Origin of the sequence: Mycobacterium sp. ITM-2016-00318 (assembly GCF_002968285.2) — a bacterium.
Taxonomy (GTDB): Bacteria; Actinomycetota; Actinomycetes; order Mycobacteriales; family Mycobacteriaceae; genus Mycobacterium.
Map to the genome: position 1 here is coordinate 5,229,759 of NZ_CP134400.1, position 11,479 is coordinate 5,241,237.

At 65.7% G+C, this 11,479-nt stretch carries 11 protein-coding genes and 1 pseudogene; 7 read left to right on the forward strand and 5 right to left on the reverse strand.

The annotated features are described in order from the left end of the window. Window position 1 precedes the first annotated feature (1 nt). Both C6A82_RS25755 and rraA read left to right on the forward strand, forming a co-directional pair. Window positions 2–1,207, forward strand: a complete 1,206-nt coding sequence (locus tag C6A82_RS25755; protein ID WP_105345394.1) for a cytochrome P450 — start codon at window positions 2–4, stop codon at window positions 1,205–1,207. A 25-nt stretch (window positions 1,208–1,232) separates the two neighbouring features. Continuing rightward, the gene (rraA, locus tag C6A82_RS25760; RefSeq protein WP_105345395.1) at window positions 1,233–1,715 is read left to right on the forward strand and encodes a ribonuclease E activity regulator RraA; all 483 of its coding nucleotides are present in this window, start codon (window positions 1,233–1,235) and stop codon (window positions 1,713–1,715) included. A 4-nt stretch (window positions 1,716–1,719) separates the two neighbouring features. Here rraA and C6A82_RS25765 read toward each other — a convergent pair whose 3' ends face one another. Further along, complete coding sequence (locus C6A82_RS25765; RefSeq protein ID WP_105345396.1) at window positions 1,720–3,195, reverse strand: NAD(P)/FAD-dependent oxidoreductase; 1,476 nt, start codon at window positions 3,193–3,195, stop codon at window positions 1,720–1,722. 76 nt (window positions 3,196–3,271) lie between these two features. Between C6A82_RS25765 and C6A82_RS25770 the strand changes: the two genes are divergently transcribed. From C6A82_RS25770 to C6A82_RS25780, 3 genes and pseudogenes are all read left to right on the forward strand, one after another. After that, window positions 3,272–3,919: a TetR/AcrR family transcriptional regulator gene (locus C6A82_RS25770; protein ID WP_105345408.1), complete on the forward strand. Its 648-nt coding sequence runs from the start codon at window positions 3,272–3,274 to the stop codon at window positions 3,917–3,919. 31 nt (window positions 3,920–3,950) lie between these two features. Continuing rightward, on the forward strand, window positions 3,951–5,150 hold the full coding sequence (gene dinB, locus C6A82_RS25775) for a DNA polymerase IV (protein WP_396836738.1): 1,200 nt from the start codon (window positions 3,951–3,953) through the stop codon (window positions 5,148–5,150). Between the two features lie 45 nt (window positions 5,151–5,195). After that, window positions 5,196–5,376, forward strand: a pseudogene (locus C6A82_RS25780) (YiaA/YiaB family inner membrane protein); the annotation flags it as partial. 12 nt (window positions 5,377–5,388) lie between these two features. Here the strand turns inward: C6A82_RS25780 and C6A82_RS25785 are convergent. From C6A82_RS25785 to C6A82_RS25795, 3 genes are read right to left on the reverse strand one after another with little or no spacing between them, the layout of a single operon-like run. Further along, window positions 5,389–6,393: a PHP domain-containing protein gene (locus tag C6A82_RS25785; protein ID WP_105345398.1), complete on the reverse strand. Its 1,005-nt coding sequence runs from the start codon at window positions 6,391–6,393 to the stop codon at window positions 5,389–5,391. 17 nt (window positions 6,394–6,410) lie between these two features. Next, on the reverse strand, window positions 6,411–6,980 hold the full coding sequence (locus C6A82_RS25790; RefSeq protein WP_105345399.1) for a TIGR03086 family metal-binding protein: 570 nt from the start codon (window positions 6,978–6,980) through the stop codon (window positions 6,411–6,413). A 57-nt stretch (window positions 6,981–7,037) separates the two neighbouring features. Beyond that, window positions 7,038–7,718, reverse strand: a complete 681-nt coding sequence (locus C6A82_RS25795) for a TrkA family potassium uptake protein (protein WP_105345409.1) — start codon at window positions 7,716–7,718, stop codon at window positions 7,038–7,040. A 109-nt stretch (window positions 7,719–7,827) separates the two neighbouring features. Here C6A82_RS25795 and C6A82_RS25800 point away from each other — a divergent pair, with 109 nt between their 5' ends. Next, a complete protein-coding gene (locus C6A82_RS25800; RefSeq protein ID WP_105345400.1) occupies window positions 7,828–9,324 on the forward strand; it encodes a potassium/proton antiporter in 1,497 nt (498 codons plus the stop codon). A gap of 92 nt (window positions 9,325–9,416) precedes the next feature. Beyond that, window positions 9,417–10,274: an LLM class F420-dependent oxidoreductase gene (locus C6A82_RS25805; RefSeq protein ID WP_105345401.1), complete on the forward strand. Its 858-nt coding sequence runs from the start codon at window positions 9,417–9,419 to the stop codon at window positions 10,272–10,274. Window positions 10,275–10,651: 377 nt separating this feature from the next. Here the strand turns inward: C6A82_RS25805 and C6A82_RS25810 are convergent, their stop codons facing one another. Further along, complete coding sequence (locus C6A82_RS25810) at window positions 10,652–11,437, reverse strand: polysaccharide deacetylase family protein (RefSeq protein WP_396836841.1); 786 nt, start codon at window positions 11,435–11,437, stop codon at window positions 10,652–10,654. Between the last annotated feature and the right edge of the window lie 42 nt (window positions 11,438–11,479).

Below are 11,479 nucleotides of genomic sequence, written 5' to 3' on the forward strand. Positions count from 1 at the left end.
CATGACGGTTGACGCGGTGAGTGAGATCGACTACGACCCATACGATGAAGCGCTCAACATGAATCCATACGCGACGCTCCGACGGCTGCGTGAGGAGGCGCCGCTCTACTACAACAGCGAATACGACTTCTTCGCTTTGAGTCGGTTCAGCGACGTCAGCCACGGGCTGGTCGACCACGACACGTTCAGTTCAGCCCATGGTGCGATTCTCGAATGGATCAAGAAAGGGCTTGCGGTTCCCTCGGGCATCCTGTCATTCGAGGATCCGCCACTTCACAACATTCACCGCCACTTGCTGGCCCGCATGTTCACCCCGCGCAAGATCAACGCGCTGGAGCTGAAGATTCGCGAGTTCTGTTGTCGGAGCCTGGATCCGTTGGTCGGAACCGGACAGTTTGACTTCGTCCGCGACCTCGGCGCGCAGATGCCGATGCAAGTCATCGGGATGTTGCTCGGCATACCGGATGGCGACTTGGAAGGCATCCGAGATAGGTCACACAACAACATGAAGACGAAATCCGGCCAGCCGATGAAGCTCAGCGCCAAAGGAGTAGGACAGCTGGGAGATGCGTACGCCGATTACATCGACTGGCGCGCCGAGCACCCTTCAGACGACCTCATGACCGAACTACTCAATGTCGAGTTCAAAGATGAGAGCGGATCTGTGCGTCGGCTACGGCGTGACGAACTTCTCCTCTACATCAACGTCGTGGCGCAGGCGGGTAACGAGACCACCACTCGGCTGATCGGATGGGCGGGCAAGGTCCTCGCCGAGCATCCCGAGCAACGACGACACCTGACAGACAATTTCGCCCTGATCCCGCAAGCTGTCGAGGAGCTCGTGCGATTCGAACCTCCCCCTCCACACACGGCGCGCTACGTGACCCGAGATGTCGACTACTACGGCCGGAAGGTTCCCGAAGGCAGTGTGATGATGATGCTCATCGCCTCGGCATGTCGCGACGATCGTCAGTTCCCTCCGGACGGGGATGTCTTCGACATACACCGCGGGCCACGACAGCACGTCGGATTCGGTGTCGGCATCCACTACTGCCTCGGTGCCGCGCTCGCTCGCATGGAGGGACGTATTGCGCTCGAAGAGATCTTGAAGCGGTTTCCCGAATGGGACGTCGACCTCGACAACGCGGTGTGGTCGCCCGCAACGGCGACCAGGGGCTGGGACAGCATGCCGGCAGTCATTGCTTGAGCACTGCGCTGGCTAGCATCGACCGGTGACCATCGAACCGCGCGCCACCGCTGACCTCGTCGACGAGATCGGACCCGACGTGCACAGCTGCGATCTGCAACTGCGACAGTTCGGCGGCAAGGCACAATTCGCGGGGCCCATCACCACGGTGAAGTGCTTCGAGGACAACGCACTGCTGAAATCGGTGCTGTCGGAACCCGGCAACGGTGGCGTGCTGGTGATCGACGGTGAGGGATCCGTGCACTCGGCGCTCGTCGGCGACATCATCGCGGGACTCGGGGTCGACAACGGCTGGGTGGGCCTGATCGTCAACGGGGCCGTGCGCGACGCGGCAACGCTGCGCACTCTGGACATCGGCGTCAAGGCGCTGGGCACCAATCCACGCAAGAGCGCCAAGACCGGCGACGGCGTGCGCGACGTGGCCGTCGAGTTCGGTGGTGTGGTTTTCGTGCCTGGCCATATCGCCTACAGCGACGACGACGGCATTGTCGTCGTCGCCGCAGGCTGACGCCTTAGGCCGAAGCCGTCACCGCTACACGGTGTTTGGTGAAGAGCAGCGCTTCGTCGTCGACCTTGCCGCGGCGGATCAGGTTCAGGTCGAGCAGGTAATTCTGCTTGAGCCGCCACGGGGCGACGTGGCCTGCCTTCGGCAGGTAATCGAGGGCCCTCAGCACATAGCCGGGAGTGAAATCCATCAGCGGACGTTCGTCGACCGAGTTGCCGGGATGCTGCGGCTCGACGCGGTCGAAGCCGGTTTCTCCCATGTAATTCAGGACGCGGCAGACGAACTCCGACACCAAGTCGGCCTTCAGCGTCCACGAGGCGTTGGTGTAGCCGATGGTGAAGGCCATGTTCGGCATGTGTGTGAGCATCATGCCCTTGTAGGCCATTGTGTCGTGCAGGTCGACAGCCTCACCGTTGCGGAAGATCTGTGCGCCGCCGAACAGCTGTAGGTTCAAACCCGTTGCCGTGACAATGATGTCGGCCTCGAGCTCCTGGCCCGACGCCAGCTTGATGCCGGTCTTGGTGAACCGCTCGATGGTGTCGGTGACGACGTCGGCCTTGCCCTTCTTGATGGTCCTGAACAGATCACCGTTGGGCGCCAGGCAGAGTCGCTCGTCCCACGGGTTGTAGCGAGGGCCGAAGTGCTTCTCGACGTCGTAACCCTCGGGCAGGCGACGCTCGGCCATCGTCATCAGGGTCTTGCGCATGAACTTCGGGAAGCGGCGGGAGATCTGGTACTGGCCGGACTGGAAGATGATGCTCTTCCACCGGTTCACCACATAGGCGGGCTTCTCGGGCAGCGTCTTGTTCATCCGTACCGTGAACGGGTCGACGTCGGGCAGCGCGCCGATGTAAGTCGGGGAGCGCTGCAGCATCGTCACGTGGCCCGCGCCCGAATTGGCAAGCGCCGGAATGAGCGTCACTGCCGTGGCGCCACTGCCGATGATCACGATCTTCTTACCCGTGTAGTCGAGGTCCTCAGGCCAGTGCTGCGGATGGATGATCGTGCCGTCGAAATCGTCGCGCCCGGCGAACTCCGGGGTGTAGCCCTCGTCGTAGTTGTAGTAGCCGCTGCACGCGATCAGGAAGGCGCACGAGATCTCGCGCACCTCGCCGTTGCTCTCGATCCGCACCGTCCAACGGTTGTCGGCGTCCGACCAGTCGGCGGCGATGACCTTCTGCTGGTACCGGATGTTCTTGTCGATCCCGTACTCGGCGACGGTCTCCTCGAGATAGCTCATGATGGACGGGCCGTCGGCGATGGCCTTCTCCGATGTCCACGGCTTGAACCGGAACCCGAGGGTGAACATGTCGGAGTCCGAGCGGATGCCCGGGTACTTGAACAGGTCCCAGGTGCCGCCTAGATTCTCGCGGCGCTCAAGGATCACATAGCTCTTGTCAGGGCAACGGTCCTGCAGATGCCAGGCCGCGCTGATACCCGAGATGCCAGCTCCAACGATGACAACGTCGACAAATTCAGTCATGATGTAAAGCTATCAACACCGTGTCGAGTAAGTCAACAGCGTGTTGAGAAATTCGACACCATGTAAAGTGGCGGTCGTGACAACCGTCAGCCAACCCCGTGCCGTCCGCGGCCGACGAGCCGCGAGGCCCTCCGGCGACGACCGTGAGCAGGCCATTCTCGATACGGCGCGCCGCCTGTTGGAAGAGCACTCGATCGCCGAGATCTCGGTTGACGACCTCGCCAAGGGTGCAGGCATCTCCAGGCCGACCTTCTACTTCTATTTCCCGTCGAAGGACGCCGTGCTCTTCGCGCTCTTCGAGCAGGTGATCAGCGAGGCCGACGCCGCGTTCGAGCGGCACACGAAGTCGGTGCCCGTCACCACCGATCGCTACGAGATGTGCCGGGCCGGCATCGGGGTCTTCTTCGAGACGTTCGTGGCGCACCGCGCCGTCACCCGCGCCGCCCAGGAAGTGCGGACGTCTCATCCAGAGGTCCGCGACCTGCTGGCGACGTTCATGACCAAATGGATCGAGAACACCGCGGCCACCATCGAGGCCGGACGGGCACAGGGCCTGGCGCCGACGACGTTGCCTGCACTCGACCTCGCCACAGCACTGAACCTGATGAACGAGCGGGCGCTGTTCGCGTCGTTCAGCGACGAACAGCCCGCCATCCCTCCCGAGCGGCTGCTCGACACCCTGGTGCACATCTGGGTCACCAGCATCTACGGCGAGTCCACATAGCTCGTCAGACCCGGGATGCGAACATGTGTTCGTGTCGGATCTCGCCACCATCCTGCACGCTGATCTCGACTCTTTCTATGCGTCGGTCGAACAGCGCGACGACCCCGCGCTGCGCGGCAGGCCGGTGATCGTCGGCGGCGGGGTCGTGCTGGCCGCGAGCTACGAGGCCAAGGCGTACGGCGTGCGCACGGCCATGGGCGGGCGCCAGGCCCGCAGGCTCTGCCCGCATGCGCTGGTCGTGCCGCCGCGGATGACGGCCTACTCCGAGGCCAGCGACGCGGTGTTCGAGGTCTTCCACGACGCCACTCCCCTCGTCGAGCCGCTTTCGGTGGACGAGGCGTTCCTCGACGTGTCCGGCCTGCGCCGGGTGTCTGGCACCCCGGTGCAGATCGCAGCGCGGCTGCGCGCTCAGGTCCGCGACCGCGCCGGCCTGCCGATCACCGTCGGCATCGCTCGCACCAAGTTCCTGGCCAAGGTGGCCAGCCAGGAGGGCAAGCCCGACGGGTTGCTGCTCGTCCCGCCCGATCGCGAGCTGGCGTTCCTGCATCCGCTTCCGGTGCGACGGTTGTGGGGCGTCGGCGTCAAGACCGCCGACAAGCTGCACACTCACGGCATCGAGACCGTCGCCGACGTCGCCGAGCTGAGTGAGCCCACGCTCGCGGCGATGGTCGGCGGAGCGATGGGACGCCAACTGTTCGCGTTGTCCCGCAACATCGACAAGCGTCGGGTCGTGACAGGCGTGCGCCGCCGCTCGGTCGGCGCGCAACGCGCCCTCGGCAGGCGCGGCAACACCATGTCGGCTTCCGAGGTCGACGCCGTCGTGATCAACCTGATCGACCGGATCACCCGGCGAATGCGCAGCGCCGGGCGCACCGGCCGAACCGTGGTGCTGCGGTTGCGCTTCGACGACTTCGGTCGCGCCACCCGCTCGCACACCATGCCGAGGGCGACGGCGTCCACTGATGTCATCCTCGCGGCCGCGCGCGACCTAGTCGCCGCTGCCGCCCCGCTGATCGCGGATAGAGGTTTGACGCTGGTCGGTTTCGCGGTGTCCAACATCGACCGCCAGGGCGCTGCGCAGTTGGAGCTGCCCTACCCCGAACATGCGGATACCCTCGCGCTCGACGGCGCCGTCGACGAGGTTCGTAAACGCTACGGCAACTCCGCCGTCACCCGGGGCGTGCTCGTCGGGCGCGACCCCGGCCTGGAGATGCCGCACCTGCCCGACTGACCGGCCCAGCGCGTGGGGGTGGATTGAGTATCCTTTTCCTGCGCTCTGGACATGTGGCAGCGGCTGTGTTTGGCGATGACGGTGCTGTTCCTCGTGACGAGCTCGTTCACCCTCGCCAAGGTGATCCGGGATCAGGAGGAAGCGGCGACCATCCGCGTCCGGCTTGACGAGGCGAGGATGGAAAAGCTTAATCGCCGAACACAATCCGTTTACCACCACGCCATGACACGCGCCCCTACTAGGAAGCCGTCCAGCTGAGCAGGTCGTCGGCAGACCACGTGTTGACGATCCGCTCGACGGGCACTTCGGCACCCAGCGCCCGCTGTGCGCCGTAGCCGAGGAACTCCAGCTGGCCCGGCGCATGCGAGTCGGTGTCGATCGAGAACAGGCAGCCGATCTCCAGCGCAAGCTTCAGCAGCCGGGTCGGCGGGTCGCGGCGCTCCGGGCGCGAGTTGATCTCCACAGCCGTGCCGCTGTCCCGGCACGCCGTGAAGACCTTCTCCGCATCGAACTTCGACTCCGGCCGCATCCCGCGGCCACCCGTGACCAGCCGGCCCGTGCAGTGCCCGAGAACGTCGGCGTGCGAATTCTGCACCGCCTTGAGCATCCGCCGAGTCATCGCGGGTTCGTCCATCGCCAGCTTCGAATGGACGCTGGCCACCACGACGTCGAGACGCTCGAGCAGTTCGGGCTCCTGATCGAGCGAACCGTCCTCGAGGATGTCGACCTCGATTCCGGTCAGGATGCGCAGCGGCGCGACCGTGTCCCGCACTTCGTCGATGACGTCGAGCTGTTTGCGCAGCCGTTCGGGTGACAGTCCGTTGGCGATCCGCAGCCGTGGCGAGTGGTCGGTCAGCGCGCAGTACTCGTGACCCAAATCCCTTGCCGCAAGCATCATCTCCTCGATCGGGGCGGACCCGTCCGACCAGTTGGAGTGCACGTGCAGGTCGCCGCGCAGCGCCGCCCTGATCTCGCCACCGCCGAGATCGGCGGCGCCCGAACGCAGTTCGACCAGGACGTCGGGTTCGCGGCCTGCCCACGCCTGCGCGATCACCTTCGCCGTCTTCGGCCCTATCCCGGTCAGCGACTGCCAGCTGTTGGCGGCGCCGTGCCGTTCCCGCTCGGCTTCGCTGAGCGCCTCAACGATGTCGGCTGCGTTGCGATAGGCCATCACCCGCCGGGAGTCCTCGCGCGCCCGGTCCTTGTAGTAGGCAATCTGCCGCAGCGCGACGACCGGATCCATGGCTCCAGTGTGCCCGCTTACCCGGCACGCCAAGCGGGGTCACGCCCGCTCAGCGCCACGACCCTGGCCAGATCGTCGGCGTCGTCGGCGGTCGGCACCGCGGGACCGAACATGCCTTCGGTGCCGGCAGGGTCGAACTGGGCGAGGTGGTCCAGGCAGGCCTGCAACGTCGCCGGGTCGCAGTCATACGGCGCGCCGATCGCTCGCGCGACATCCCAGCCGTGGAGCACGACCTCGGCGAGGGCGACGTTGCCCATCACTTCGGCGGGCAGCTCGACGCCGCCTGCGCGGGTCATCCCCTCCCAGGCCGACGAGTCCTTCCACGCGGCGGCCAGCGCGTCGAGCCGCTGCGGGTAGGTGGTGCGCCAGTTGGCGTCGAGCTCTGCGTCGTCGGTGGGTGGGGTGTCGGTCAGCGGGCCGAAATCCTTGCCGGCGGCCGCTGCGAAGGCGAGTGAGAGGCCGCCGATGTGCGCGATCAACGCGTCGAGGGGCATCTTCTCGCACGGGGTGGCGAGGCCGAGCTGGTCGTCGGTGACGCCGGCGAGGACGTCGGCTGTGCGCCGGCAGGCTGAGGTCAGATCATTCATAGATGTAGTGACCGGCGCGGCGCCGGAAAGTCAGCGCGCACGCGTGGAGCACAGAAATCAACGCGCGCGCAGCGGCCTGGTCGCGCCGTGTACAAGCGCCCGAACCTGGTCCTCGACGGCACCGCCCGCGAGGAAGAGCATCTCGTCGTCGGCCTGCAGCACGTCGTCGGGTTTCGGCAGGACCACCCCGCTCTCGCGGATCACGATGGCCAGCACGGTGTTCTCCGGCAGCGTGATCTCGCCGACCCGCTTTCCGACCATCGGGTCGTCGGCGGGCAACTTCAGCTTCGCCAGGCTGACCTGCCCCTGTTTGAGCTCCATCAGCCGCACCAGGTGGCCGATGTCGATGGCCCCCTCGATCGCTGCGACCAGCGCGCGGGGCGCGGAAACCGCGACATCGACGCCCCAGGCTTCGTTGAAGAGCCATTCGTTGCGGGCGTCGTTGACGCGGGCCACCACCCGGTCGACGCCGAACTCGGTCTTGGCCAGCAGCGACGTCGTGAGGTTGACCTTGTCGTCGCCGGTCGCGGCGATGACGACATCACACAACTGCATTCCGGCGTCCTCGAGCGAGGAGAGTTCGCAGGAATCGGCCAGCAGCCAGTCCGCGTCGGGCACGGTCTGCGGTTCGTAGTGGCGGACGTTGTTCTCGATCAGCAGGATCTTGTGGCCGTAGGCGAGCAGTTCCATCGCCACCGACCGCCCGATCGCGCCCGCGCCCGCGATGCCGATGCGCATCGTCTGGCGGTCGTCAGCGCGGTTCGTCGGCTGACCGGACCGCCGTCTGATTCGGAACACAACGTCATACTGACCCATGCGTGGCCCTACTGGTTAACTGCGGGATGAAATGACTTTGCAGCAGCTGTATCTGGTACTGCTGGCGGGCGGGCTCGTGCTGCTGGCCAGCATCATCGCCACGCGCGCCGCCACCACCGTCGGGCTGCCTGCGCTGTTGCTCTTCCTCGGCGTCGGCGTGATCGTCGGCGAGGACGGGCTGGGGCTGCACTTCGAGAACTATCTGCTCGCCGACCATCTCGGCACGGTTGCGCTGGCGATCATCTTGATCGAGGGCGGTCTGACGACCCGGTTCTCCGACATCCGGCGGGTGCTGGCGCCTGCGGGGATGCTGGCCACGGTCGGTGTGGGGGTCAGCATGGCGATCACGGCAGCGGGCGCGCACCTGCTGCTCGGAATGAACTGGCAGCTGGCGCTGCTGCTCGGCGCCATCGTGTCGGTCACCGACGCCGCCGCTGTGTTCTCGGTGCTGCGGGTCGTGCCGTTGCCGAGGCGGCTCGCGGGCCTGCTCGAGGCGGAATCGGGTTTCAATGACGCGCCCGCCGTCATCCTCGTGCTGATGTTTTCGGTCACGCCGCTGGAACTGTCGCCGGTGCACGCCCTCGGCGAACTGGCCTACGAGCTCGGAGTCGGTGCCGCGATCGGGCTCGGCTGCGGGCTGCTCGGCTCAATTGCTCTGCGCCGCATCGCGCTTCCAGCGTCCGGACTGTATCCGCTGGCTAACTTCGGGATCGGGATGGTGGCGTTCGCCGCGGCTGGCAGCGCGCACGCCAGCGGATTCCTCGCCTGCTATCTGGCCGCGGTGATACTCGCCAACTCCGGGTTGCCGCACCGCTCGGCCACCCGATCCTTCGCGGAGGGGCTCGGCTGGCTGGCGCAGATCGGATTGTTCGTGCTGCTCGGTCTGCTCGTGGATCCGAGTGATCTCGGTGCCGAGATCGTTCCCGCAATCGTCATCGGCCTCGTGCTGCTGCTGATCGCGCGACCCGTGTCCGTCCTCGTGGCACTCGCGGGTTTCCGTGTGCCGTGGCGGGAACAGGTCTTCCTGTCGTGGGCGGGGCTGCGCGGTGCCGTGCCGATCGTGCTGGCGACGTTCCCGATCGTCGAGGGCGTGCCCGACGCGATCCGCGTGCTCAACATCGTCTTCATCCTGGTGGTGGTCTTCACTCTGGTGCAGGGCCCCAGCCTGTCCACGCTGGCGCACCGGCTGGGGCTGATCCCGAAGGAGGCCACCCGGGAAATTCAGGTGGAAGCCGCGCCGCTGGACGTCCTCGAGGCGGAACTGCTGACGATGACGGTGCATTCGCCGTCTCGGCTGCACGGCGTCACGGTGCTCGAACTGCGGCTGCCGGACCCCAGCGTGATCACCCTGATCATCCGCGACGGCCACACGTTCGTTCCGCAGCCGCAGACGCGGATCGCCGCAGGCGACGAGTTGCTGATCGTCACCACCCCGAAGACGCGGACGGCCGCCGAACGCAGGCTGCGCGCGGTGAGCAGGCGCGGCAAGCTCGCTTACTGGTTTGACGAATTCGGCGAAGCCGAATAAAGGGCCGGAGTCGGCGAAGCCGAATAAAGGGCCGGAGTCGGCGAGCCCGACTGACAGGACGCACACAGCCGAGCGGGGCTAACGTCGATGGCGTGCGATTCGCTTTCAAGACATCCCCGCAGAACACCAACTGGCACGACATGCTCGCTGTCTGGCAGGCCGCCGACGACATCGACGTCTTCGAGTCCGGCTGGACCTTCGACCACTTCTACCCGATCTTCTCCGACTCGAGCGGCCCGTGTCTGGAGGGTTGGACGACGCTGACAGCGTTGGCGCAGGCGACGAAGCGACTGCGCGTCGGCGTGCTCGTCACCGGCATCCACTACCGCCATCCCGCTGTGTTGGCCAATATGGCTGCGGCACTGGACATCGTGTCCAACGGCAGGCTGGAGCTCGGTATCGGTGCGGGCTGGAACGAAGAGGAATCCGGCGCCTACGGAATCGAACTCGGCTCGATCAAGGAGCGCTTCGACCGCTTCGAGGAGGCGTGCGAGGTGCTGACGAGCCTGCTGACCAACGAGACAACGACTTTCGGCGGCAAGTACTACCAGCTCAAGGATGCCCGCAACGAGCCGAAGGGCCCGCAGCAACCGCATCCCCCGATCTGCATCGGCGGCAGCGGCGAGAAGCGCACGCTGCCGCTGACCGCGCGCTACGCCGACCACTGGAACTTCGTCGGCGGACCGCCCGAGGAGTTCGCCCGCAAGCGTGATGTCCTGCACGCCCGCTGCGCGGACATCGGTCGCGATCCGAAGGAGATCATGCTGTCGTCGCACATCCGGCTGGACCCCGACCTCGACTACGCCAAGGCGGTCGACGAGGCGGCCGCGCTCGGCAAGGAGGGGCTGGATCTCGCGATCGTCTACCTTCCGCCGCCGCACGACCCGAACGTACTCGAGCCCTTGGCCGAGGCGATCAGGGATTCGGGACTCGGCAGCAAAGTCGACTGACGGTAACGAAGAGATAACGGTTCGGCAAAGGAACGATCACGCGCCGACGCCATGCCTGACTCGGCGGGGGTTTCGGTTGCTAAAAACCGAACCGGAGGAGCTCGTCGCGGGTGACCAGACGTTCGGCCTGCGCGGGATATTGGCGGCACTTGACGGGGTGACGGAACAATGACCAGGCGATTCGACTCATCCGCGAACGCGACAGTGGGTTGAGATACACGTCGATGACTCCTGCGGTATAGCAATTGCTGAACCGAGAAGCTACGTTACCGCAGCGTCCTCATCGAGTCATTAGATACCCCCGGCCGGGCAAACAGAAGAAGGCGCGCCGATTAATCATCAGATGTTTTTATTGAGACAGGAGTGACAGATGTTGTTCACCCGCGGTACACATCCTTCAGGGTCACAGTCCTCAATCGGCGCTCGCGGATCAGCTCGACAAGCCGCCCGTAGATGTGGGTGACGGGCTCGTGGTTGAGGTGGCCGATCACGATCGCTGACGGCGCGAAGTACTTCTCGGCCATCCTCATGATCTCGTCCCCGGGGATCACGACATGGTCCTCCAGCGACCCCGACCACAGGGTGTTCGCGGTGTAGCCGAGTTCCGAGGAGATCTTGTCGACGTGAGCGTTGTGCGCGCCGTACGGCGGCCGGAAGTAGGGCCGCGCGTCGACACCGTAGCTTTTCCAGAGGAAGTCGTGTGTATGCCGAAGTTCCTCTGCCACAACGGTCAAGGGCAGCTTCGTCAGATCCGGATGCGACCACGTGTGGTTGCCGAGCTGAATTTGGCCCTCATCGACGAGTGGTCGAAGCAGCGCCTGGTTCTCGGTCCACGACCGGTACGCGCCGTTGACGAAGTACGTCAACCGCACCCCGGTGTCCCTGGCGAATTCGGTGTAGAGCCGCACCACCTCGCTGCTCACGCCGTCGTCGACGGTCAGCGCCAGCAGGTCGCCGTCGCCCGGCAGGCTGCTGAGCACGCCGCCGCCTGGCAGCGCCACCCGAGCTTCCGGAGGCGGTGGCGGCAGCAACGCGGGTAATTGTTCGACGGCGACAGCAGTGGCCTCGGCGGCCCCCGGTTGCCCGCCCACGGCGTATCGAGTCAGGCCCATCGCCCCGACCGTCACCGCGGAAAGCGCCACAAGGAAGTGGCGCCTGTCCACCTGCATGCCTCAACTGTCGCGCGCGGGAACCCTCACATCCGC